Origin of the sequence: Streptomyces sp. ISL-66 (assembly GCF_018614135.1) — a bacterium.
GTDB lineage: Bacteria > Actinomycetota > Actinomycetes > Streptomycetales > Streptomycetaceae > Streptomyces.
The window spans coordinates 1-23,546 of the sequence record NZ_JAGGOW010000049.1; the positions used below are offsets into that span (position 1 = coordinate 1).

At 71.8% G+C, this 23,546-nt stretch carries 17 protein-coding genes; 4 read left to right on the plus strand and 13 right to left on the minus strand.

Features of this window, described 5'->3' with window-relative positions; all coding sequences use genetic code 11:
* The 5 genes from J7E97_RS10715 to J7E97_RS10735 all read right to left on the minus strand — a co-directional run.
* A partial coding sequence (locus J7E97_RS10715; RefSeq protein ID WP_215024961.1) for a hypothetical protein occupies positions 1-248 on the minus strand: 248 nt, incomplete at its 3' end.
* Positions 249-412: 164 nt separating this feature from the next.
* On the minus strand, positions 413-1,327 hold the full coding sequence (locus J7E97_RS10720) for an ADP-ribosylglycohydrolase family protein (protein WP_215024964.1): 915 nt from the start codon (positions 1,325-1,327) through the stop codon (positions 413-415).
* A gap of 11 nt (positions 1,328-1,338) precedes the next feature.
* Entirely contained in the window at positions 1,339-1,998 is a 660-nt protein-coding gene (locus tag J7E97_RS10725; protein ID WP_215024967.1) for a histidine phosphatase family protein, read from the minus strand.
* Positions 1,999-2,047: 49 nt separating this feature from the next.
* Positions 2,048-2,653 (minus strand): YdbC family protein, encoded by a 606-nt coding sequence (locus J7E97_RS10730; protein ID WP_215024969.1) that lies wholly within the window; start codon positions 2,651-2,653, stop codon positions 2,048-2,050.
* Between the two features lie 32 nt (positions 2,654-2,685).
* A complete protein-coding gene (locus J7E97_RS10735; RefSeq protein ID WP_215024971.1) occupies positions 2,686-3,510 on the minus strand; it encodes an arylamine N-acetyltransferase in 825 nt (274 codons plus the stop codon).
* 69 nt (positions 3,511-3,579) lie between these two features.
* On the opposite strand from J7E97_RS10735, the gene J7E97_RS10740 reads away from it, so the two are divergent.
* Positions 3,580-4,539 (plus strand): DUF1152 domain-containing protein, encoded by a 960-nt coding sequence (locus tag J7E97_RS10740; RefSeq protein WP_215024972.1) that lies wholly within the window; start codon positions 3,580-3,582, stop codon positions 4,537-4,539.
* A gap of 148 nt (positions 4,540-4,687) precedes the next feature.
* Here J7E97_RS10740 and J7E97_RS10745 read toward each other — a convergent pair whose 3' ends face one another.
* Together J7E97_RS10745 and nrdR are read right to left on the minus strand one after the other, a co-directional pair.
* Positions 4,688-7,585, minus strand: a complete 2,898-nt coding sequence (locus J7E97_RS10745) for a vitamin B12-dependent ribonucleotide reductase (RefSeq protein ID WP_215024984.1) — start codon at positions 7,583-7,585, stop codon at positions 4,688-4,690.
* Positions 7,586-7,724: 139 nt separating this feature from the next.
* Complete coding sequence (gene nrdR / locus J7E97_RS10750) at positions 7,725-8,237, minus strand: transcriptional regulator NrdR (protein ID WP_215024987.1); 513 nt, start codon at positions 8,235-8,237, stop codon at positions 7,725-7,727.
* A 482-nt stretch (positions 8,238-8,719) separates the two neighbouring features.
* Between nrdR and lexA the strand changes: the two genes are divergently transcribed.
* A complete protein-coding gene (gene lexA, locus J7E97_RS10755; protein ID WP_215024991.1) occupies positions 8,720-9,511 on the plus strand; it encodes a transcriptional repressor LexA in 792 nt (263 codons plus the stop codon).
* 155 nt (positions 9,512-9,666) lie between these two features.
* Here lexA and J7E97_RS10760 read toward each other — a convergent pair whose 3' ends face one another.
* From J7E97_RS10760 to J7E97_RS10775, 4 genes are all read right to left on the minus strand, one after another.
* On the minus strand, positions 9,667-11,637 hold the full coding sequence (locus J7E97_RS10760; RefSeq protein ID WP_215024993.1) for an ATP-dependent DNA helicase: 1,971 nt from the start codon (positions 11,635-11,637) through the stop codon (positions 9,667-9,669).
* A gap of 52 nt (positions 11,638-11,689) precedes the next feature.
* Complete coding sequence (locus tag J7E97_RS10765; protein ID WP_215024996.1) at positions 11,690-13,591, minus strand: IucA/IucC family siderophore biosynthesis protein; 1,902 nt, start codon at positions 13,589-13,591, stop codon at positions 11,690-11,692.
* Between the two features lie 139 nt (positions 13,592-13,730).
* Positions 13,731-14,387 carry a GNAT family N-acetyltransferase gene (locus J7E97_RS10770; RefSeq protein ID WP_215024997.1) on the minus strand — a complete coding sequence of 219 codons (657 nt, stop codon included), beginning with the start codon at positions 14,385-14,387 and terminating at the stop codon, positions 13,731-13,733.
* Positions 14,388-14,418: 31 nt separating this feature from the next.
* Positions 14,419-16,314: an IucA/IucC family siderophore biosynthesis protein gene (locus J7E97_RS10775; protein WP_215025029.1), complete on the minus strand. Its 1,896-nt coding sequence runs from the start codon at positions 16,312-16,314 to the stop codon at positions 14,419-14,421.
* 1,831 nt (positions 16,315-18,145) lie between these two features.
* Here J7E97_RS10775 and J7E97_RS10780 point away from each other — a divergent pair.
* Positions 18,146-18,553 (plus strand): hypothetical protein, encoded by a 408-nt coding sequence (locus J7E97_RS10780; RefSeq protein WP_215025000.1) that lies wholly within the window; start codon positions 18,146-18,148, stop codon positions 18,551-18,553.
* Here J7E97_RS10780 and J7E97_RS10785 read toward each other — a convergent pair.
* Complete coding sequence (locus J7E97_RS10785) at positions 18,550-19,869, minus strand: diaminobutyrate--2-oxoglutarate transaminase family protein (RefSeq protein ID WP_251054232.1); 1,320 nt, start codon at positions 19,867-19,869, stop codon at positions 18,550-18,552. The genes J7E97_RS10780 and J7E97_RS10785 overlap by 4 nt on opposite strands.
* 615 nt (positions 19,870-20,484) lie before the next feature.
* On the opposite strand from J7E97_RS10785, the gene J7E97_RS10790 reads away from it, so the two are divergent.
* Positions 20,485-21,654 (plus strand): serine protease, encoded by a 1,170-nt coding sequence (locus J7E97_RS10790; protein ID WP_215025006.1) that lies wholly within the window; start codon positions 20,485-20,487, stop codon positions 21,652-21,654.
* A 227-nt stretch (positions 21,655-21,881) separates the two neighbouring features.
* Here J7E97_RS10790 and hflX read toward each other — a convergent pair whose 3' ends face one another.
* Positions 21,882-23,390 (minus strand): GTPase HflX, encoded by a 1,509-nt coding sequence (gene hflX / locus J7E97_RS10795; protein WP_215025009.1) that lies wholly within the window; start codon positions 23,388-23,390, stop codon positions 21,882-21,884.
* Between the last annotated feature and the right edge of the window lie 156 nt (positions 23,391-23,546).

Below are 23,546 nucleotides of genomic sequence, written 5' to 3' on the forward strand. Positions count from 1 at the left end.
CGCTCGGCCCAGCCGAGCGGGGCGAGCGACCAGGCGCCGGAGGCGGAGCGCTGCTTGCGCAGCTGGTGGGCCTGCCAGGCTGCGGGGTCCCAGCCGGGCGGAGCGGGCGGCGTCGGCGCGGGCCCGGGCGGAGCGGCCGTCGGCCCGGGTGGAGTCGGCGCCGGCCCCGGTGGAGCGGCCGCCGCCCCCGGTGGAGCCGGCGCGGCCTTCGCCGCCGCGCCGTCCACCGCATCGGTGTTCTCTGACATCGGGTTCCCCTCCCCAGCCGGCCACCCCCGGTGATCCGTTGGGGGTGGCGAAGCCGACAGAGTAGGCCGGTGTCATGCAGTTTTGAACAGGCTCAAAAGAGCCCTGTGGCAGGACCGTGACAATCGGAGGGGTACGGACCGGTGCGGAGCGGCGAGGACCGCCGCTACAGCGCCGCCTCCGGCAGCCAGGCCGGCAGGGCCTCGGTACGCGCCAGCCAGGCCGGCGGCAGCACTTCGTCGCCCCGCGCGCCGAGCACTCCGCCGACGATCGCGCAGGTCGTGTCGACGTCGCCGCCCACCTGCGCCGTGGTCCAGAAGGCCCGCTCGTAGTCGTCCAGGCTCCGCGCCGCCGACCACAGGGCGAACGGCACGGTGTCGTGCGCGCTGGTGCGGCGCCCGCAGCCCAGGACCGCCGCGACGGTGGTCGCGTCGCCGTAGTCGAGCATGTCCCGTGCCCGCCGCAGGCCGGCGCCCACCGCGCTGCGCGGTACCAGCGCGATGACCCCGTCCAGCAGGTCGGCGGCCTTCGGCGGTCCGGCCGGATCGGCCGCGAGCGCGGCCGCGGCGGCGACGGCCATCGCGCCGCACACCGCCTCGCGGTGCTGGTGGGTGGTGTAGGCGGAGATCTCCGCCTGGTGGGTGGCCTGCTCGGGATCGTCGGCGTACCAGGCACCCAGCGGGGCGACCCGCATGGCCGCGCCGTTGCCCCACGAGCCCTGGCCGTTGAACAGTTCGGCGGCGAGCGTGCGCCAGTCCGCGCCCTCGCGGATCAGGCGCAGCATCCGGTTCACGGCGGGCCCGTAGCCGCGGTCGAAGTCGTGGTGTTGGGCGAAGGAGGCGGCCAGGGCGTCCTGGTCCACCCGGTCGTGGGCGGCGAGGACGGCCACCACCGAGCAGGCCATCTCGGTGTCGTCGGTCCACTGCCACGGATCGCTGCCGGCCGGCAGCTCGCGCCGCTTGAGCAGGGGGTAGTTCACGGGGACGAAGTACTGGGAGCCCAGGGCATCACCCAGGGCCAGCCCACGGAGGCTGGCCATGGCGCGCGCGTAGCGCCTTTCGGAAGAGGAGTCAGAGGTCATCGCGCGTCACTTTAGCCGTCCAGGTCGTAAGGCTCGGGTGTGGTCCACCGCTCAAACGGGCGGTCCATCCGGTACCGGCCGTCGGGGCCGAGCAAGAGGACCCGGTATTCGCCGTTTCCGGGGTTGGAGAGGGCCTCGAACTCGGCCACGGACCAGTGGAACCAGCGCATGCAGAACAGTCTCATCGTCAGCCCGTGCGTCACGAGCAGCACGTTCTCCGGGTGGTCCGGGGCCTCGAAGCTGCGGTAGAGGCTCTCCAGGAAGGATCCGACGCGGTCGTAGACGTCGGCGCCCGACTCCCCCTGGGCGAAGCGGTAGAAGAAGTGTCCGTAGGCGTCCCGGTACGCCTTCTGCAGCCGTACGTCGTCCCGGTCCTGCCAGTTGCCCCAGTCCTGCTCGCGCAGCCTCGGCTCCTCGCGCATCCGCACGCGCGCGGGGTCCAGGCGCAGCTCCCGGAAGGTCTGCAGGGTGCGGCGGTACGGGGAGACGTACGCGCTGATGTACTCGTCGCCGAAGAGTTCCCGCAGCCGGACGCCGGCGTCCGCGGCCTGCTCGCGCCCCTTGCGGGTCAGCCGTAGGGCGTGGTCGGGCTCCCGCTCGTACACCGTGTCGTCGGCGTTGCCTTCCGATTCCCCGTGGCGGACAAGGACGATGCGCCGTGGTCGTACCATCCCATGACCTTATTCGGCCACTCGCGGGCATGCCGAGCGGGCACGCCGGTCAGACCGTCCAGGCGGGATCGAGGTCGACGACGTCGCCGGTGAGGGCCTCCACATCGGCCTGGATCTGGGCGCGCAGCGAGAGCCGCTCGACCCGCTCCTGCCGGTACTTGCCGTGCTCGGCCGCCTTCCGCCACATCGACAGCACCAGGAACTCGCGGCCGGGCGCCTCGCCGAAGAGGCCGCGGACCATGCCGGGCGAGCCCGCCATGGCCGGATTCCACACCTTCTCCTGCATGAGCGCGAAGTGGTCCACCCGGCCCTCCCGCACGCGGGTGTGGGCGACCCGGACCACGTCGGCATCGGTGAAGCGGGGCTCGAAGCCGGTCTTCACGTCGAAGCGGTGGTCGAAGAGCGTGACGCGCGCGTCGGTGTAGGTGCCGCTCTGGGAGGCGGCCAGCCGGTCGTGCGAGCGGGCCATGAACGAGTCGTAGAAGGAGCGGCTCTCCCAGAACGCGAAGACGTGCGCCACCCCCTGCCGGCCTCGGCTCCAGCCACCGCCCTGCCCCCGGAATCCGGGTTCGCCGGGCAGCCCCGCCCATTTGCGCTGCCCCCGCTCGAACCCGCGTCGGTCCGTCACCGTGCAGCGAATCCACTTGACCAGCACTGCGCCATCGTACGGGCCCGGCAGGGCCGGGGTCAGTGCCCGGCGCGGTACATCCGCAGGAGTTCGGCCGCGTCCCGCTCGGGCAGCCGAAGCCCGAACTCCCGCTCGAGCACGGCGATCAGCTCCTCGGCCGCCACCGCCCGCCGCTCCACCCGCCCGTCGGGCAGCAGCCGGGAGAGCTCCCGCCCCACGAGCGCCGACCGGACGCGGTCGCCCGGGTACTGGACGACGATCCGGCCGACGAAGGCGGAGCGGGGGTGCGAGGAGCTGTAGTGGTTGAGCACGACGTAGTCGACGGGGTGGTAGGGCTGCGGGGAGAAGGCGTACAGGTCCCGCCAACTCCCCTCGCGGGACGCGCAGAGCGCGAGCACCCCGCCCGCTTCCTCCCGGACGCGGAACAGCCACTCCCCCTGCCGCACCTCGGCGCCGGGGCGCGCCAGCGGCACGGGCTCGCGCGGGCCCTGCCAGCCGAACCCGGCATCGCAGAGCCAGGGCTCGCCTTCCACGGTGACGACGAGGACGGCGTGCGTCACCGGGACGAGGGCGTCCCCGCGGGTGCGGTTGCGGGCGCCGCGCCCGGAGACCTCGAAGCCGATCCGCTCCAGGGCAGCGGCCAGCAGCGTGTTCTGCTCGTAGCAGTAGCCGCCGCGGCGGCCGTGCACGAGCTTGTCCTCGACCGTCTTGACGTCCAGCCCGACGCCACGGCCGAGCAGCACGTCCAGACTCTCGAAGGTGATCGCACCGGTGTGGGCCCGGTGCACTTCCTTCAACGTCCGCAGATCCGCGCGGGGTTCCCCGCTCTGCCACCCGATCCTCGCCAGATAGGCGTCCAGGTCCAGTTCGTCACCGCTCCACATGGGCTCCCCCGCTCGATGCACCGTGAATTCCGCGGCGCCCGGCCGTGCCGCCCCGCCACAATGATCACCATGACCGCCCTGCACATCAACCCGCTCTTCAACCGCCTGGCATCGGCCGAGCGGATCCTCGTCGCCGGCGCCGGTGGCGGCTTCGACGTCTACTCCGGCCTCCCCATCGCACTCTCCCTGCTGCACCAGGGCAAGGAGGTCTACTTGGCGAACCTCTCCTTCAGTGCCGTGGCCGGCCTTCCGGCCGAGGACTGGGCGGCCCCCGACCTCGCCGTCGTCACACCGGACTCCGCGCCGCACCAGAGGTACTTCCCGGAGCGGACCTTGGCCCAGTGGCTGAAGCTGCACGGCTATCCGTCCACGGTGTACGCCTTCCCGCAGGTCGGCGTGCGGCCGCTGCGCGCCGCCTACCGGGCGCTGATCGACCTGCACCGCATCGACGCGGTGGTCCTGGTCGACGGCGGCACCGACATCCTGATGCGGGGTGACGAAGCCGGCCTCGGGACGCCCGAGGAGGACCTGACCAGCGTGGCGGCTCTGGCCGCGCTGGACGACGTACCCGAACGCCTCGTCGTCTCAGTCGGCTTCGGGGTGGACGCCTACCACGGGGTCAGCCACGCGCTCGTGCTGGAGAACATCGCGGCGCTGGACCGGGACGGGACGTACCTCGGCGCGTTCTCGATACCCCGTGCCACCCGGGAGGGCGTGCTGTACCTCGACGCCGTGGCCCACGCACAGAACCACACGCCGGACCGTCCGAGCATCGTGAACGGCTCGGTCGCGGCGGCCGTCCGCGGCTCCTTCGGCGATGTCCGCTTCACCAGCCGCACCCGGGACAGCGAGCTCTTCGTGAACCCGCTGATGGCCCTGTGCTTCGCCTTCGAACTGACCGGCGTGGCCGCACGCTGCCTCTACCTGGACCGGATCCAGGACACCCACCTCATGCGACAGGTGAGCTCCGCGATCGCGGAGTTCCGCGACGAAGTGATCACCCGACCGGCGCGGACCTTCCCGCACTGAACACCTCCACCGGGACCCGGGCTCGCTCTACCGGCGGTCCCGACACGCCGAAGGGGACCGGCCTCGGGCCGGTCCCCTTCGTGACCTTCCGGTCAACTACCCGTGCGGGCTACGCCGGATGTCGCATCCGGCGCGCTCGCGCCCGGGGTCAGCTGCAACCGCTGGTGGAGCCGCAGCCCTCGCAGATGTAGCAGGAGCCGGCGCGCTGCATCTTCGTACCGCAGGAGAAGCAGAGCGGGGCGTCGGCGGAGACGCCGAGCTGCATCTCGACCAGTTCGGCGTTGGAGTGCGCCGTCTTGGGGGCCGGGATCGGGGCGATCGAGACCGGCTTCGGGGCCGGGGCCACCGGCGGGACCGCCACGAGCGGGGCCGACGGGGTCAGGGACTCCGTGTCGAGCTCGCCCTCGAGCGGCTCGTAGGAGCCGGTGTCCAGGTGGCGCTGACGCTCCTCGGCGGAGTGGATGCCGAGGGCCGAGCGGGTCTCGAAGGGCAGGAAGTCGAGCGCCACGCGACGGAAGATGTAGTCGACGATCGACTGCGCCATCCGCACGTCCGGGTCGTCCGTCATGCCGGCCGGCTCGAAGCGCATGTTCGTGAACTTCGCGACGTACGTCTCCAGCGGGACGCCGTACTGCAGACCGACCGAGACGGCGATGGAGAAGGCGTCCATCATGCCCGCGAGGGTCGAACCCTGCTTGGACATCTTCAGGAAGACCTCGCCGAGACCGTCGTCCGGGTAGGAGTTCGCGGTCATGTAGCCCTCGGCGCCACCGACCGTGAAGGAGGTGGTGATCCCCGGACGGCCCTTCGGGAGGCGCTTGCGGACCGGGCGGTACTCGATGATCTTCTCGACCGCCGCGCGGATGGTCTCCTCGGTCTTCTCGGTGACCTCGGCCTTCTCCTCTTCCTTCTTCTTCGCGGAGAGGGGCTGGCCGACCTTGCAGTTGTCGCGGTAGATCGCGAGCGCCTTGACGCCCAGCTTCCACGCCTCGAAGTAGATCTCCTCGATCTCCTCGACGGTCGCCGTCTCCGGCATGTTGACCGTCTTGGAGATCGCGCCGGAGATCCAGGGCTGGATCGCGGCCATCATCCGCACGTGGCCCATCGCGGAGATGGAGCGCTCGCCCATGGCGCAGTCGAAGACCGAGTAGTGCTCCGGCTTCAGCCCCGGGGCGTCGACGACCACGCCGTGCTCGGCGATGTGGGCGACGATCGCCTCGATCTGCTCTTCCTGGTAGCCCATGCGACGCAGGGCCTGCGGGACGGTGCCGTTGACGATCTGCATCGAGCCGCCGCCGACGAGCTTCTTGAACTTGACCAGAGCCAGGTCCGGCTCGACACCGGTGGTGTCGCAGGACATCGCGAGACCGATGGTGCCGGTCGGAGCGAGGACGGAGGCCTGCGAGTTGCGGAAGCCGTTCGTCTCGCCGAGGCGGATGACGTCCTGCCACGCCTCGGTGGCCGCGGCCCAGATGATGTTGTCCAGGTCCTCGGTGCGCGGCGCGACGGCGTTCGCGTCGGCGTGCTGCTTCATGACGCGCTTGTGGGACTCGGCGTTGCGGGCGTAGCCGTCGTACGGGCCGACGATCGCGGCCAGCTCGGCGGAGCGCTTGTACGCGGTGCCGGTCATCAGCGAGGTGATCGAGGCGGCGAGGGTGCGGCCGCCGTCCGAGTCGTACGCGTGGCCGGTGGCCATCAGCAGGGCGCCGAGGTTGGCGTAGCCGATGCCCAGCTGGCGGAAGGCGCGGGTGTTCTCACCGATCTTCTGCGTCGGGAAGTCGGCGAAGCAGATGGAGATGTCCATCGCGGTGATGACGAGCTCGACGACCTTGGCGAAGCGCTCGGCGTCGAAGGACTGGTTGCCCTTGCCGTCGTCGTTCAGGAACTTCATCAGGTTCAGCGAGGCGAGGTTGCAGGACGTGTTGTCCAGGTGCATGTACTCGCTACAGGGGTTGGACGCGGTGATGCGGCCGGACTCGGGGCAGGTGTGCCAGTTGTTGATCACACCGTCGTACTGGATGCCCGGGTCGGCACAGGCCCACGCGGCCTCGGCGAGCTTGCGGAAGAGCGCCTTGGCGTCGACCGTCTCGATGACCTCGCCGGTCATGCGGGCCCGCAGGCCGAAGTCGGTGCCGTTCTCGACGGCCGTCATGAACTCGTCGTTCACGCGGACGGAGTTGTTGGCGTTCTGGTACTGGACGGACGTGATGTCGTCGCCGCCCAGGTCCATGTCGAAGCCCGCGTCGCGCAGGGCGCGGATCTTCTCCTCTTCCTTCACCTTGGTCGCGATGAAGTCCTCGACGTCCGGGTGGTCCACGTCCAGGACAACCATCTTGGCCGCGCGGCGGGTGGCGCCGCCCGACTTGATCGTTCCGGCGGACGCGTCGGCGCCGCGCATGAAGGAGACCGGGCCGGAGGCGTTGCCGCCGGAGGAGAGGAGCTCCTTGGAGGAGCGGATGCGGGAGAGGTTCAGGCCGGCGCCCGAGCCGCCCTTGAAGATCATGCCCTCTTCCTTGTACCAGTCGAGGATCGACTCCATGGAGTCGTCGACGGCCAGGATGAAGCAGGCGGAGACCTGCTGCGGCTGGGGCGTGCCGACGTTGAACCACACCGGCGAGTTGAAGCTGAAGATCTGGTGCAGGAGGGCGTACGTCAGCTCGTGCTCGAAGATCTCCGCGTCGGCGGGCGACGTGAAGTAGTCGAAGTCCTCGCCGGCCTTCGTGTACGTCTTCACGATCCGGTCGATGAGCTGCTTCAGACCGGTCTCGCGCTGCGGGGTGCCGACCGCGCCGCGGAAGTACTTGCTGGTGACGATGTTGACCGCGTTCACCGACCAGAAGTCGGGGAACTCGACGCCGCGCTGCTCGAAGTTCACCGAGCCGTCGCGCCAGTTGGTCATGACGACGTCGCGGCGCTCCCAGTTCACCTCGTCGTACGGGTGCACGCCCGGGGTGGTGTGGATGCGCTCGATACGCAGGCCGCTCTTGGCATTCTTGGTTCCCTTGGCGCGGGAACCTCGTGCCGAGCTGCTCGCCGTCTCTGTCATGCCGCCTCCCAATGCGGGCAAAACGCCCTAAAGTGCCAGCGTTATTCCGCGGCACGGTGCTGTGTGTCTTGTATCTACGTCTCTTCGCCAGACCCACCGGCCGCTCCGCGATGCGTGCACCGCGGTGCGGGCCGTCCGGTCAGTCGGCGGCGGAGGCGGGCACGGGGACCGGAGCGGTCCCACCGTGCTCGCACTCACCTGGGTGAGACCGCGGCACGCGGAGTTCCGCGATGGCGGTCTCGAAGTCTTCGAGTGTGTCGAACGCCTTGTAAACGGACGCGAACCGGAGGTACGCGACCAGGTCGAGCTCCTGCAACGGGCCGAGTATGGCCAGACCCACGTCGTGGGTGGTCAGCTCGGCACTCCCGGTGGCGCGCAGCGCCTCTTCGACCCGCTGGCCGAGTTTGGCGAGGGCGTCCTCGGTGACCGGCCGCCCCTGACACGCCTTGCGCACGCCAGAGATGACCTTGGTACGGCTGAAGGGTTCGGTCACCCCGCTGCGCTTGATCACCATCAGCGAGGCCGTCTCCACCGTCGTGAAGCGACGAGAGCAGTCGGGGCACTGGCGGCGTCTGCGGATCGACGTGCCGTCGTCGGTGGTCCGACTGTCGACGACACGGCTGTCGGGGTGCCTGCAGAAGGGGCAGTGCATGGTTCCCTCACCCTCCTCTTTGGCACGACTGAATCACCCCACGGGGCCCCTGACCGGCAGAGTCGAGGCCCTGTCGGGGGCTTGTGAAGCAGCCACAAGCATATGCGATGCCGGGGGCCCCGGCAGACCCGAGGACCACAACTTCTGGGTGGCAGCGCTCATCCAACCACTAGATCTTGGGTTGCGGTGGATTTACGCCGCTCCGCGTGTCGCTGCGTCCGATGGCCGGATACGGGGCTTCGCGGTGCCACACTGAGCGCATCCCCGGCCGGTGGCGACCCGACCCGGAAGGGTACCGTAACCAGTGGCTCCGGAGCCGAACCCGCGTTCGGTCCGAACAGCCCGCCGACCGTCCATACACCCCGCAAAGTGAACACGCTGGGTGATCTCCGATTTTTCACTCGAACGTGTGTTTGGCGCAACCTTTCGAAAGCCACTACCGTTGTCCAGCTAGGGAGAACATTCCGAGAGGGGCCGCCGACGTGACCACCACCGCAGACAGTGCCACCATCACTGCCCAGAACCGCTCCCAGAGCCGACTCGAGCCGGTGCATGCCATGAATGACGCAAGCCTGAACCCGGAGGCGGAGCCCGTACGCCCCGCACGCTCGCTTCCAGGGCGACCTCCAGGCATCCGGGCCGACAGCTCCGGGCTCACCGACCGGCAGCGGAGGGTCATCGAGGTCATTCGCGACTCCGTGCAGCGGCGGGGCTACCCCCCGTCGATGCGGGAGATCGGCCAGGCCGTCGGCCTGTCGAGCACGTCGTCGGTCGCACACCAGCTGATGGCCCTCGAACGCAAGGGCTTCCTGCGCCGCGACCCGCACCGCCCCCGGGCGTACGAGGTGCGCGGCTCGGACCAGCCCAGCTCGCAGCCCACGGACACCACGGGCAAGCCCGCGGCCTCGTACGTCCCGCTGATCGGCCGGATCGCGGCCGGTGGCCCGATCCTCGCCGAGGAGTCGGTGGAGGACGTGTTCCCGCTCCCCCGCCAGCTGGTGGGAGACGGTGAGCTGTTCTGCCTCAAGGTCGTCGGCGACTCGATGATCGAGGCCGCCATCTGTGACGGCGACTGGGTCACGGTCCGCCGCCAGCCCGTCGCCGAGAACGGCGACATCGTCGCCGCGATGCTCGACGGCGAAGCCACGGTCAAGCGGTTCAAGCGCGAGGACGGCCACGTCTGGCTCCTCCCGCACAACGCGGCCTACCAGCCGATCCCCGGCGACGAGGCCACCATCCTCGGCAAGGTCGTCGCGGTACTGCGCCGGGTCTGAATTCCCCGCGCCCCCGTCCAGCCCTGGGACCTACTGCGCCGGTCCCAGGGCTGCTTTGTGCCCGTACGCGTTTGTGCCTGTGCGCGTTTGTGCCTGTGCGCGTGTTTGTGTCCGTGCGCGCCGTCCGTCCGTCCGTTCCCGTTCTCGTGGGCGTCCTACTTGCCCTCCGCCTGAGCGGTCGCGTCGATCGCCGCCAGGGAGCGGCGGGCCTGGTTGCGGTCCGTGGTGTACCAGAAGTCCGGCAGCGTGGCCCGCAGGAAGCTTCCGTACCGGGCCGTGGCCAGCCTGGGGTCCAGGATCGCGACGACACCCTTGTCCCCGGTGGCCCGTACGAGGCGGCCCGCCCCCTGCGCCATCAGCAGCGCCGCGTGCGTCGCCGCGACGGCCATGAAGCCGTTGCCGCCGCGCTCCTCGACCGACTTCTGCCGGGCGCTCATCAGCGGGTCGTCGGGACGGGGGAACGGGATCCTGTCCATGACCACCAGCTGGCAGCTGGGACCGGGCACGTCCACGCCCTGCCACAGCGAGAGGGTTCCGAACAGGCAGGTCTTCGGATCGGCGGCGAAGGCCTTGATCAGCTCGCCCAGCGTCTCCTCGCCCTGGAGCAGGATCGGATTGTCGAGCCGGCCGCGCAGCTCCTCGGCGGCGGCCTTGGCGCCGCGCATCGAGGAGAACAGTCCGAGGGTGCGACCGCCGGCCGCCTCGATCAGCTCGGCGAGCTCGTCCATCATGTCGCCGCGGGTGCCCTCGCGGCCGGGGGTCGCCAGGTGCTTGGCGACGTAGAGGATGCCCTGCTTGGGGTAGTCGAAGGGCGAGCCGACGTCCAGGCCCTTCCAATGCGGTACGTCTTCGCCTTCGACGCCCTCCGGGGACAGGCCCATCGACGCCGCGACACCGTTGAAGTCGCCGCCGAGCTTGAGGGTCGCGGAGGTCAGGACCACCGAGCGGTCCTCGAACAGCTTCTCGCGCAGCAGGCCGGAAACCGACAGCGGGGCGACGCGGAGAGTGGCGCCGAAGCGGTCGTGGCGCTCGTACCAGACGACGTCGTACTCGGAGCCGGCCATGATCCGCTCGGCCACCCCGTGCACGCTCTCCACCGCGGCGAGGGCCTGCTTGCGCACGGCGTCCTCGTCGTGGACTGACTTGTCCCGGGTGTTGCCGATCGCCGAGATCACGTTGCGCGAGGCGTCGCGCAGAGCCATCAGTGCGTAGCCGAGGTCCTCGGGGATCTCCTCCAGGCGGCCGGGGAGCGCGAGCTCCATGACGCGCTCGAAGGTCTCGGAGGCGGTCTGGAGGGAGTCCGCGGTCTTCTCGTCGACCAGCTTCGACGACCGCTTGACGGCGCGGTCGACCTGGCCGGGGGTGAGCTCGCCGGTGGCGACCCCGGTCACCCGGGAAACCAGCTCGTGGGCCTCGTCCACGATCAGCACCTCGTGCTGCGGGAGCACCGGGGCGCCCTCGATGGCGTCGATGGCGAGGAGCGCGTGGTTGGTGACGACCACGTCCGCGAGCTTGGCCCGCTCGCGCGCCGCCTCCGCGAAGCACTCGGCGCCGTACGCGCACTTCGTCGCGCCCAGACACTCGCGGGAAGACACCGAGATCTGCGCCCAGGCCTTGTCCGAGACGCCCGGGGTCAGGTCGTCGCGGTCGCCCGTCTCCGTCTCGTCCGCCCAGTCGCGCAGACGCAGCAGGTCCTTGCCGAGCTTGCTCGTCGGCGTGGCCGCCTCGAACTGGTCGAAGAGGCCCTCCTCCTCGTCCTGCGGGGCGCCCTCGTGCAGGCGGTGCAGGCACAGGTAGTTGGAGCGGCCCTTGAGCATGGCGAACTGCGGGCGGCGGCGGAGCTGCGGATGCAGCGCCTCCACCGTCCGGGGCAGGTCGCGCTCGACGAGCTGGCGCTGGAGGGCGAGCGTCGCCGTGGCCACGACCACGCGCTCACCATGCGCGAGGGCCGGCACCAGGTAGCCCAAGGACTTACCGGTGCCGGTACCGGCCTGGATGAGGCGGTGGGAGTTGTCGTCGATCGCTTCGGCGACGGCTTCGGCCATGGCCACCTGGCCGGGGCGCTCCGTGCCGCCGACGGCGGAGACGGCGGCGTGCAGCAGGTCGGGGAGGGAGGGCTTCGTCATAGCAGTGCCAACCCTACGGGGCGCCACCGACAGCGGCCGCACCAGCGGGGAATCACGGCCGGCCCAAGGGGTTCGCAACGGTGCCGTACCGCACGGCGTGCGGGCGGTCCGGGCGGTCGCGGTAGCCGTCCTCGTAGAGGCGGTTCCGGTTGAGGCAGGGCCGGACGATGCGTTCGCCGAGGAGGTCGAAGAGCTCGTAGCGCTCTTTCAGCTCCGGGAAGCGGGCCTGGTGGCGCAGGATCTCCGCCCGGACGAGGGACCAGAACTCCTCTTCCGGCACGCCGAGCCGGTCCTCGCAGAGCGCGGAGAGGTAGCGGAAGACTCCGACGAAGAGTCCGGAGTGGACGAACTGGGGCAGGAAGTCCGCGGGCTGGCTGAGCAGGACAGCGCGGACCTCGTCGGGCATGGTGCGCAGCTCCGGCAGGTGTTCGTCGCTGATGTTGATGTCGTCCACGAAGTCCTTGACCGCCAGCCGGACCGGCACGTCGTGCTCGTCGAAGATCACGATGGTGTTCTCGCCGTGCGGCGAGAAGACGGTGCCGTAGCGGTAGAGGAAGTGGAGCAGCGGGGGCAGCAGGGCGGTGAAGAGGTGCCGCAGCCATGCGGCGGGGGCCAGGCCGGAGCGGGCAACGAGCTCGGCGGTGAAGGAGCGGCCGCGCGGGTCGGTGTGCAGGAGCGAGGCGAGGGTGCGGGCGCGCTCGCCGGGCGCGAGGTGGCCGGTCAGCGGCTCGCGCCAGATCGCGCCGAGCAGCTCCTTGTACTGGTACGGGACCTCGGGGAGCTCCTCGTAGACGGGATGGCGCACGGTCACGGAGGCGACTTCGCCGAGCAGGATCACCCGGCATTCGTCGCGCAGGAAGGGGTCCGCGTCGCGGAGCGAGTGGATCCAGGCGGTGACGGCGGGCGCGGCGAGGGTCAGGTCGGACGGCAGGCCGCGCCAGACCATGGTGTTGAGGACGGAGAGCGGCAGTTTGACGCTGTGCCGGTCGGGGCGGGTGAGGTTGAGGAAGGTCCGGATCGACTGCTGCGGGAGGCGCAGGTCGGGGTCGGCCGGGAGTGGGACCAGGGTGCCGGCGGCGAGGGCCGGGGCGAACAGGGGCAGGAGGACCTCGTCCCACTGCCAGGGGTGGACGGGGAGGTAGAGGTAGCCGAGCGGATCGAGGCCGCGGTCGCGCAGGGTCCGGTCGAAGACGGCACGGGTGACGGGGTCAAGCTCGGCGGAGTAGAGGCGCGCGGGGTCCTCCAGGCCGGCGGTGCCGCGGTACTCGGCGAGGGAGGTGTGGGCGGCGAGCCAGGGCAGGCGCTGGGGAGTGCGGGCTTCGGGTGCCCAGGCGGCGGCGTCGGAGGAGGAGAGTCCGATGCGGCCCTTGTTGAGGACGAGCCAGGGGTGGCCGGTCTGGTGGCCTTCGAGGGCGGCGTAGTCGAGGTCGGCGAGGAGGTCCGCGGTGAGCGCGGTGTGGTCGATGCGGGCGTCGGCGACGAGGGTGGCGCTGAGCTCGCGGACCAGGTGGCCGAGGGTGCCGCCGTCGAGGCCGAGGAGCGTGCGGGCGCGGATGAGGAAGGCGTAGGGGTCACCGAAGGCCGTCGGGTGTCCGGGGGCGGCCGAGCTGCCCGGGGCGGGGGGCTCGCCCGGCGAGCGGGGCGGGGTGAGGGTGATCGTGTCCGGTGTGACGTGCCAGCTGCCGTAGGCGCGTCGGCGGGCCCGGAAGCCGAGGCTGCTGCCGTCGTCGAGGGTCAGGGTCCAGGCATCGCCGGAGGCCGCGGGCGCGGAGACCGGCCTGATGATCTCCTCGTACGCGAACTCGCCGAGCATCTTGACGAGGAGGCGGCGGGCGACGAAGTCCCAGGTCAGGCGGTTCACTTCGGGTGGGATGAACGGGTGCTGGGGAGACGCGGCCACGGCATCCGAGTATGGGGGACCCGCGGAGTCGGGGACTGCGGAGAAATTCGGCACGGGACTCCTCGGGTATCGGGAACTTTGCTGCGTCGCGCAGAGTTTTCGAAGTGAGAGGTGCAGCGGACGGGGCAAGGGGGACGGGGAGGGCGGGCCTGAGGGCGAGTCTGAGGGACCTGTGATGTGCGGGGGCAGGCGATCAGAGGAGGTTGCGCAGCGCCCGCTCACGGATCATCAGAGCCGCACGCTTGCTGGGCAGTTCGATCTCCGCGGAGCAGCGGAAGCCGGAGCTCAAGAAGGCTGATACGGAGGGGGTGTTGCGGATGTCCGGTTCGGCGATGACGCGTACGCAGCGAGGGCGGTGGTCGAGCACCAGGTCGGCGACGGCGCGCAGGAGGACGGTACCCAGACCCCGGCCGCGGTTCGTGCCGTCTCCGATGAGCAGATGGATACCCGTGTCGTGGGGGCGCGCCGGGTAGTACGCGGAGACCGGGTCGAGGTCGGCCCGGTAGATCTCCCAGTAGCTCATCGGTGTGCCGTCGAGGAGGCCGAGGCAAGGGATGCTGCTGCTGTCCCCGTCCAGTTGTGCCCGCACGTGGGCGGCGGTTACGGCGGCGGGGCCGGCGAGTTCCCAGTAGGCGGCCACGTCCGGGTCGTTCATCCAGCCGGTGAGCAGTCCGAGGTCGCGGTCGAGCCGTACGGGTTCGAGACGGAAGATTCCGGCGTGAGTGGTGATGCCGCTCCAGCCTGCCGGGGAGTCGAGCAGGTCCGCTTCGGCGAGCAGGGGCAGCGACTCTGCGGTCAGACGCGGTTCGACGGTGCGGGTCGCACGGGTGTGGAAATCGGTGGAGGGCATCAGGGCTCTTCTCCGTGTCGGTTCTGGCGCGTCACTCGCGAAGGGGGTTGGCGATGGTGACGTAGACGGACTGGGTGTCGACGGGGCCGACGAGCTCGTCGAGGCCGCCCAGGCGGGTGAGCAGGTTCGCCTTGCAGCGCATGGTGGGCGAGTCGAGCAGCAGCGCGGGGAGCGGGCCGAGGTCCGCGCTCTTGCCGAGGAAACGGCGGAAGGCGGCGAGCAGGACCCGTTCGTCGGCGAGCCGTTGGGATCCGAAGGCGCCGATGAGGCCGAGCACGTTGTTGATGCCGAGGTAGTAGGCGAAGCGTTCGTCGGTGACGGCGTCGGAGACGAATGTGTCGCTGGCGGAGCCGATACCGGGAAGCCGGCGCTCCAGTTCCGTGCGCCGGGAGGCACGGAAGTAGTAGCCCTGGTTGTCGCGGTAGCGGCCGCCGACCGGCCAGCCGGCCGGATCGAGGAGGACCAAGGTGTTCTGCTGGTGCGCTTCGAGGGCGATGCCGGCGAGCGCGTCGAAGGCGAGGACGGGCCGGACCACGCGGTCGAGGTAGCGCAGGAACCACTCGGCGGAGACGGCGGAGGCCGTCCGCCCGGTGGTGGCCGCGAGCCGCGAGACGGTTTGCGCCAACCGGGAGCTCATCGTGGTCCGCCCGGGCCACGGACGGGGCGCGGTGAGTGCGGCGACGCAGAGGGCGTCGTCGCCCGAGCGGAAGGGGTTGTGTCGCAGGAGGACGTCCAAACCGGGGACGGGAGCGCCGTCCGCGGCGTCCACGGCCACCCAGGCGGGGTCGCGGACGATGTCGAACCCGGGGTGGGCCGCCTGCCACTGCTCGGCGAGGCCGGTGCGCAGCAGCCGGTGCACTTCGACGCCGCGGTGGAGTTCCTTGCGGAGGTTCTCCCGGCGGGAGTTGGTGATGCGCAGGCCCAGGGAGAGCTTGAGCATCGCGGGGGCACCGGGCTGGTGGACGGTGCGGACGGAGGAGGTCGGGTACCAGGGCTCGCCGTACGGGCCCAGGTCGTGCAGGAGTCCCGCGTCGCGGAGGGCGGTGACCGCGGGGCGCTGGAGCAGCTCGCGGGCCTGCCATGGATGAAGTGGAAGGGGGGTGGCGCCGTCGGGCAGCGGGAGTCCGGGGGCCATGCGGGCCAGCAGTCGGGCCGCGGAGACCGGGCGGCCGCGTTCGGTCCAGGCGGAGTCGGTGGCGAGAGCGGCGGGTGCGACCGCCAGCCAGTGCAGGGGGAAGGAGCCGTGCAGTTCGGGCGAGTAACGGCGCACTTCGGCTTCGGAGAGGCCTTCGCGGCTCTTCGGGGTGGGGTGCAGCGGGTGGCCGAGGAGGAGGGATTGTTCGGCGGTGAGGAACAGGTCCGCGGCGACGGAGGCGGGCGCGGCCCTGCGTTGGCGGCGGTCGGAGATGAAGTCAGCGGTGCGGCGCACCGAGTCGGCGACCCGGCCCACGAGGTCGGCGCCGCCGGGGGCGGGGTTGCCTTGGCCGACTTGGCCCGAGCTGACGCTGCCCGGGCCGGCGCTGCCTTCGCGGGAGATGAGCGCGGCGAGGGTGACGGCGTCCACGGCGGGGGCCCCGACGGGGGCGCCCTCGAGTAGGGCCGGGCCGAAGCGGTGCCAGCCGGCGGTGGACCAGTAGCGGACCGCGACGAGCAGCGCGGCACCGGATGCGGGGAGGGGAATGCGCAGCACGGATCCGGCGGGCCGGCCGAGTCCGGTCTCGCGGACCCAGCAACGCAGCAGGTTCTCCACCCCGGCTGCCTCGGCGGCGACCCCGGGGTCGGGGTGGTCCAGCGGGTCGGCCGCTCCCGTCCGGGGTCTGGCGGTGCCGTCCTTCTGCCGCGGGACGGTAACGGCGGCGTCCCCGCCTACCTGCACCTCGGCCGCGGCCCACGGCAGACCCGCCACAGGCGTGCCCGGCCCCGGCATGCCCGGCCATGCCTCCGCCGAGCCGGTGGCCCCGCTCGCCGGTGTCCCGGCCGCACCGGCCCGGGCCTCCGGGGGCACCTCGGCCTGCCCTCGACGCTGCCGCCCGGCGGCTTCGGCAATGCCGGGCCACGTCGGCTCCGCCCTGGGGGATACCGCGTCTGTGATTCCCTCGGCGGCCACGGCCGAAGGTGTGGCGCCGGGGACCGGCGGGAAGCCGCCCGTCTGCGTGGGCCGCGCTTGCAGCGTCTCGCCCGGCCACGCCGAAGACGGCCCGGTCGAACTCCCCTTCGCCACGTGAGCAGCCGGTTCCGCGAAGCCGGGGGCCACGGGGCGGAGGTCGTCTGAGGAGGCCGCCGTCACCTCCCGCGCCAGCGCCGGCGGAAGCGAAGTGCCCGGGGCGGGCTCCACGATCGACCCCGCCTCCCCGGGACCCGAACCGAACGGCTCCACCGCCGACACCGACGGAATCCCGCCCGGGCTCTCGATCGACTCCGAGCCGACGGCGCCGCCCGGGGCCTCCACGGGGGCGGCCAAGAACAGGGCCGGCTCGCCACCTGCGGCCGGGGAGAAGGGAGACGGCGGTGGCGAGGACTCGGCCGGGGCGGTACGAGGCAGCACGGGCGCGCTCCAAACGGGCGACGTTGGGCTCTGTGCGAGCGCTGGGGACGGCGACGGGCAAAGCCCCTGGACCGGGAAGAAGCGAGACAACGCGGGTTCGCTCCCGCTGCGGGACCGGCCATCGAGAGCGGGGGCCGGCTGCGGCGCTGATGCCGGCAGGATCCCGGCGGAGGCACTCCGGACCGCCAAGGGCTCGTCTGGAGCGGCGAGTTCGTCGGGCCCTGCGACGGCTACCCGGGCGAGGACGTCCGGCGGCACGGCCCCAGACCGGGAGGGAGGAATCGCGGCCGACGGCAAGGGTGCCACCCACTTGGGCGTGGGTAAGGGCGTCCCCGCGGGCGTGCCGGAGCCATCGGCCCCGGCGGGGACGGCCGGAGGAAGGACATCGAGGCGCGTCGCCGTGGTCCCGATGCCTGGAGCGGACGGCGCCGACGGTGACACTCCAGCAGCGGCCGACCGGGGCGACGCGGGTGCAACTTGCTCAGCGTGCCCGGCGCCGACCGGAGGGAGGGCATCGAGCGGTGCCGCCGAAGTCGGGGAGCGTGGCGTGAGGGGCGCCTTCGATGACGCTGCCGCACCGGCGTGAAACGACCAGAAAGCCGGGGGGCCTACGGAAGTAGCGGGGGTAGGTGCCGGAGCCGGGGTCAGCGGAACGGTCGGGGCCGCGACCGGGGGAACGGCCGGGGCGGGGGTCGGAGCCGGAGCCGGGGGAAAGCTCGGGGCCGGGGCCGGAGCAACGGTCGGAACCGGGGTCGGAGCCGCCGCCGGGGTGGAAGCCGCGGCCGGGGGAACAGCCTCTGTAGCTCCGGCAGGACCAGCGGGCACGGCAATAGCGGGCGCGGTCGGCGGAGCGGAGGCGGCCATCCGAGCCGAGCCGCCCGGAAGAACGGAAGCCAGCGGGCCAGCGGGGAGAGTCGGTGGAGCAGGGACGGCCAATTGCGCGGGGCCAGCAGGAACCGTCGCGGCGGGCGCGGCCGGCGCGACGGGGGTCGCCCCACCCGGCAGACCGGAACCGGCTGGAGGAGCAGAGGCCGTTGGCGAAGCCGCTGATGTCGGCCGAGCCGGGGCAGCCGCCCGAGCAGAAGCTACCAACGGGACCGACCCGGCCAACCGAGCGGGAACCGGCTGCTGCACGGAGACGCAGGGCGGGACCGACCCGGCCGGCCGAGCGGGATCGGTCTGCCAGACGGGAGCGGGCGGCGCGGGCGCCTCCGTGGGCAGGTCCGAAGTCGGCTGGCCCGTCGGGTCTGTGGGTGGTGGCGCCACCGTGGGCCGGGTCGAGACCGACCGGCCCGACGGGCTACTCGTCGCGAGCACCCCCACGGGCACGGCCGAAGCCGACTGGCCCGCCTGGCTGATCGGCGGGATCGCCCCCGCGGGCACGATCGAAACCGACTGGCCCGCCCGGCTGATCGGCGCGGGCGCCCCCAAAGGCACGGTCGAAACCGACCGACCCGACGGGTCGGTCGGCGGGGGTGGCGCGGGCACGGCCGAAGCCGACTGGCCCGCCTGGCTGATCGGCGGGATCGCCCCCGCGGGCACGGTCGAAACCGACTGGCCCCCCGGGTCGGTCGGCGGGGGCGGCGGCGGGAGGGGATGGGTGGGCATCGGGGGTCCTTAGCGGCGGAGGGCGGCGGGGATGGCGTCTGCGAGGCGGTCGAGGACGGCGGCGGCCTGCTCGTCGGTCAGGGTCAGCGGGGGGAGGAGGCGGACGACGCCGGAGTGGCGGCCGCCCACTTCGACGATGAGGCCGCGGTCCAGGCACGCCTGGCGGACGGCCACCGCCAGGGCGGGTGCGGCCTCCCCCGTGTCGGGGTCGATCAGTTCGACGCCGAGCATCAGGCCCCGGCCCCGTACGTCCCCCACGCACGGATGGGCCGGGATCAGGCCCCGCAGCGAGGCGAGCATGCGCGCGCCCAAGGACTCCGCGCGGGCCGCGAGGCCGTTCTCCCGGACGTAGGCCAGGGTCGCGGTCCCCGCCGCCATGGCCAGCTGGTTGCCGCGGAAGGTCCCGGCGTGCGCTCCGGGGGCCCACCGGTCCAGCTCCGCCCGGTACACGATCACCGCGAGCGGCAGGCTGCCGCCGATGGCCTTGGACAGCACCATCACGTCGGGCACGACGCCGGCGTGGTCGACGCCCCAGAAGGCGCCGGTGCGTCCCACCCCCGTCTGGACCTCGTCGGCGATCAGCGGGATCCCGCGGGCCGCCGTGATCTCCCGCATCCTGCGCAGCCAGGCGTCCGGGGAGGGGTGGACCCCGCCCTCGCCCTGTACCGGTTCGACGATCATCCCCGCGGGCGCCGCCACCCCGCTCTTCGGGTCGTCCAGCAGGCTCTCCGTCCAGCGGGCCGAGAGTTCCGCCCCTGCGCGGCCGCCGACCCCGAAGGGGCAGCGGTAGTCCTGCGGGTACGGCAGCCGGGTCGCGCGTACGTCCGGCGCCCCGCCCGAGACGTCCAGGGCGCCCGCGGTCATGCCGTGGTAGGCCCCCGTGAAGGCGAGCAGCCCGGACCTGCCGGTGGCGGTGCGGACGAGTTTCAGCGCGGCCTCCACCGCGTCCGTCCCGGCGGGTCCGCAGAACTGGATGCGGGCGTCCGCGGCCAGTTCCGCCGGCAGATTGGTGAACAACTCGGTGGTGAAGGCGTCCTTGACCGGCGTCGCGAGGTCGAGGACGTGCAGTGGGGCCCCCGAGTCGAGGACTCCGCGGATGGCTTCGAGCACCACCGGGTGGTTGTGGCCGAGGGCGAGGGTGCCGGCGCCGGAGAGGCAGTCGAGGTAGCGCCGCCCGTCCGCGCCCTCGATGGTCAACCCCCGTGCGCGCACCGGGACGATGGGCAGGGAGCGCGCGTACGTCCGCACGGCGGACTCCCGTTGGGCCTGCCTCCGCAGGATGCCTTCCCCCGGAGCCGTCGATGCCCCCTGGTCCGCGGCACCCGGCAGCCGGTTCGACTGCGGCGGGAGGTACGCCTCGGCCGCGGCCTGCTCGCTCGTCAAAGCCACGACGGTCGCTCCTCCCGCACGGTTGCCCTTCCCGGTGTCTTTCCGGTGCTCTTCCGGTGGTTTTCCGGTGTTCTTCCCGTGCTGTTCCCGTGTCCGGTCCGGTGCCGGTCCGGTGCCGGTCCGGTGTCGGTCAGTGCCGCTCGGTGTGGTTCCGCTTCTCTTCTGATGCCCTTTTCGGCGCTCGTCCGAAGTGCGTCGCCTCGAACACCAACGCCGCTTCCCCATCCCCCGTACGTACCAACGACGATGGCGGCGGCGGATCACGGGTGGGCCCAAGATCCTTGCCCCGCCCGGGGAGCGAGGCTTTCCGGGCGGGGACCCCGAACGCCCTGGAGATCCCGGAGATCCCCGAGCACGCCCCAAGTACGCCCCGGAAACGCCCCAGCCGCACCTCCCGCGTACGCCCCGGCGACGCCCCGCGATCCGGGACCCGCCCGGGAGATGGCTCCCGCTTCCGCGGAACCGTCGCCCCGGGCTGTGCCGTCCCCCACGGCAGCGGCATAGTGGGGTGCTGCAACCCAGGCACCATCCCGAACCACCAGGGGGATTCACGACATGCGACCGATCCGACCGGTCACCGCGATCCTGTGCTCGGCCGCGCTCGCGCTGACCGCCGCGGCCTGCGGACCCGGCGACGGTGAGACCGACGCCAAGCCGACCGTGGCGGCGAGCCTTCCGACCAGCCTCGACGGGGTCAAGATCCCGGACGGGCTCAAGGACAAGCTCAAGGAGCACGGCATCGACCTGGAGAAGTGGAAGGGGGGTGCGTGGAAGAACTGGAAGAAGGAGGACTGGCTTCGCGAGGCGGGCGACTACATCAACCCGATCATCGAGGACCTGTGGGACCCGGACCGGATGCGTGACGCCGACAAGACGCCGCAGCCGCCGACCGTCGACCCGGACGCGGGCAAGGACCAGGGCGTCACCGACCCGGTCCCGGCCCCGGTGACGGCCAAGGGCGCCAACCCGCCGTACCACCAGAGCGTCCCTGCCTCCGGCAAGGTGTTCTTCGACGGTCCCGAAGGCTCGATGGTCTGCTCGGCGACCGTGGTCAAGGACCCCGCGCATCCCGGCAAGTCCAACATGGTCTGGACGGCCGGCCACTGCGTGCACGCGGGCAAGGCCGGCGGCTGGTACCGCAACATCGCCTTCGTCCCGTCGTACAACAACACCGGCAAGCCCGCTGCGGCGCTCAAGGGCGCTCCCCGCGAGGAGGTGGCTCCGTACGGCGTGTGGTGGAGCGACTGGGCCCAGACCTCCGACCAGTGGATCGCGACCGGCGGTCCGACCGGCGGCGCGGGTGCCCCGTACGACTTCGCGGTGCTGCACGTGACCCCGGAGAAGGGTGGCGGCAAGTCGCTGGAGGAGACGGTCGGTACGGCGCTCCCGGTGGAGTTCAACGCACCGGCCGTGCCGAAGGTCGCGACCATGACGGCCACGGGCTACCCGGCGGCCGCTCCGTTCGACGGCCAGAAGGCCTTCCAGTGCACCGGCAAGCCGGGCCGACTGGCGCTGAACACGACCGACCCCTCGATGTACCGCATCGGCTGCACGATGACCGGCGGTTCCTCGGGCGGCGGCTGGGTGGCGGCGGGCTCCGACGGCAAGCCGGCGCTGGTGTCGAACACCTCCATCGGCCCCGCCAAGGCTGGCTGGCTGGCCGGACCTCGGCTGGGACCGGAGGCGAAGGGCATCTTCGACGCGGTGAGCGGCAAGTTCAAGTAGTAGGAGCGGAAGCAGGCGTAGGAGCGGAAGCAGGAGCGGCGGCCGGACGCACGCGCACGACCGCATGACCTGCACCGCACGGCCGCATGAACCGCACGACCGCATGACCGCATGACCCGCACGACCGCACGAAGGAGGGCCCCCGCGCGACGCGGGGGCCCTCCTTCATTCTTCTACGGCGCCGGCCGTCCCGGCCCGACGCACTGCTCGGCCCGGAGGCCGCCGCTTCAGTGCTTGGCGAGCACGTACGGAGCGAACTCCGCCGCCAGTTCCGCGTGCACCCGCGCCTTGAGCAGCGTGCCCTCCGCCGTGTGCTCCTCGGAGATCACCTCGCCCTCGGCATGGGCGCGGGCGACCAGCGAGCCCCGCGTGTACGGGACCACGGCCTCGACCTCGATCGCCGGCCGCGGCAGCTCCGCGTCGATGAGCTCGAGGAGTTCCTCGATGCCCTGACCCGTGCGCGCCGAGACGGCGATGGAGCGCTGCTCGATCCGCAGCAGGCGCTGGAGCACCAGCGGGTCGGCCGCGTCGGCCTTGTTGATGACCACGATCTCGGGCACCTTGACGGCGCCGACCTCGCGGATGACCTCTCGGACCGCCGCCAGCTGCTCCTCCGGCGCCGGGTGCGAGCCGTCCACGATGTGCAGGATGAGGTCGGATTCGCCGACCTCCTCCATCGTGGAGCGGAACGCCTCGACGAGGTGGTGCGGCAGGTGCCGGACGAAGCCGACCGTGTCGGCCAGGGTGTAGATCCGGCCGGACGGGGTCTCGGCCCGGCGCACGGTCGGGTCGAGGGTGGCGAACAGCGCGTTCTCCACCAGTACGCCCGCGCCGGTGAGGCGGTTGAGGAGCGAGGACTTGCCGGCGTTGGTGTAGCCGGCGATGGCGACGGAGGGCACCTTGTTGCGGCGCCGTTCCTGCCGCTTGATGTCGCGGCCGGTCTTCATCTCCGCGATCTCCCGGCGCATCTTCGCCATCTTCTCGCGGATCCGACGACGGTCGGTCTCGATCTTGGTCTCACCGGGGCCTCGGGTGGCCATGCCGCCACCGCCGCCGCCACCCATCTGCCGGGAGAGCGAGGCACCCCAGCCGCGCAGCCGCGGCAGCATGTACTGCATCTGCGCGAGCGCGACCTGTGCCTTGCCCTCACGGGACTTGGCGTGCTGGGCGAAGATGTCGAGGATGAGCGCGGTCCGGTCGACCACCTTCACCTTGACGACGTCTTCGAGGGCGATGAGCTGGCCGGGGCTGAGCTCGCCGTCGCAGACGACGGTGTCGGCGCCGCTCTCCGTGACGATGTCGCGCAGCTCGCGGGCCTTGCCGGAACCGATGAAGGTGGCCGGGTCGGGCTTGTCGCGGCGCTGGATCACGCCGTCGAGCACGAGGGCGCCCGCCGTCTCGGCGAGGGCGGCGAGCTCCGCGAGGGAGTTGTCCGCGTCCTGCGCCGTGCCGGAGGTCCACACGCCCACGAGTACGACCCGCTCCAGGCGGAGCTGGCGGTACTCGACCTCGGTGACGTCTTCGAGCTCGGTGGAGAGGCCGGCCACGCGGCGCAGGGCCGCGCGCTCGGCGCGCTCGTACTGCGCGCCGTCCCGGTCTCCGTCGACCTCGTGGCTCCAGGCGACGTCCTCTTCCATCAGGGCGTCGGCCCGAAGGCTCTCGGTGAAACTCTGCGGATCCGCCGCACCCCGTGCGTCGTCCCGCGCGTCCTGGGAAGGGGAAGAAGAGGAGGTCATTGGTTCCTTACGTCGATTGCGAATGCGTCCGCGCCGGTCGAAGCGGAGCCGAGGCCCCAAGCTACTCCCGCGCCTGACATAACACTGTCTTGTGCAACGTGCGACCTCGGCTGGAGATTCCCCACCCGCGGCCCCGTCGATGGTGGCATGCCCGTT

What these genes read in the sequence shown, in the direction of transcription:
- J7E97_RS10720 (WP_215024964.1), bottom strand. Translation starts at nt 1,327, where the DNA reads ATGACCTCTGACTCCTCTTCCGAAAGGCGCTACGCGCGCGCCATGGCC.
- J7E97_RS10725 (WP_215024967.1), bottom strand. Translation starts at nt 1,998, where the DNA reads ATGGTACGACCACGGCGCATCGTCCTTGTCCGCCACGGGGAATCGGAA.
- J7E97_RS10735 (WP_215024971.1), bottom strand. Translation starts at nt 3,510, where the DNA reads ATGTGGAGCGGTGACGAACTGGACCTGGACGCCTATCTGGCGAGGATC.
- J7E97_RS10740 (WP_215024972.1), top strand. Translation starts at nt 3,580, where the DNA reads ATGACCGCCCTGCACATCAACCCGCTCTTCAACCGCCTGGCATCGGCC.
- J7E97_RS10745 (WP_215024984.1), bottom strand. Translation starts at nt 7,585, where the DNA reads ATGACAGAGACGGCGAGCAGCTCGGCACGAGGTTCCCGCGCCAAGGGA.
- nrdR (WP_215024987.1), bottom strand. Translation starts at nt 8,237, where the DNA reads ATGCACTGCCCCTTCTGCAGGCACCCCGACAGCCGTGTCGTCGACAGT.
- J7E97_RS10760 (WP_215024993.1), bottom strand. Translation starts at nt 11,637, where the DNA reads ATGACGAAGCCCTCCCTCCCCGACCTGCTGCACGCCGCCGTCTCCGCC.
- J7E97_RS10770 (WP_215024997.1), bottom strand. Translation starts at nt 14,387, where the DNA reads ATGCCCTCCACCGATTTCCACACCCGTGCGACCCGCACCGTCGAACCG.
- J7E97_RS10775 (WP_215025029.1), bottom strand. Translation starts at nt 16,314, where the DNA reads ATGCCGGGGCCGGGCACGCCTGTGGCGGGTCTGCCGTGGGCCGCGGCC.
- J7E97_RS10790 (WP_215025006.1), top strand. Translation starts at nt 20,485, where the DNA reads ATGCGACCGATCCGACCGGTCACCGCGATCCTGTGCTCGGCCGCGCTC.
- hflX (WP_215025009.1), bottom strand. Translation starts at nt 23,390, where the DNA reads ATGACCTCCTCTTCTTCCCCTTCCCAGGACGCGCGGGACGACGCACGG.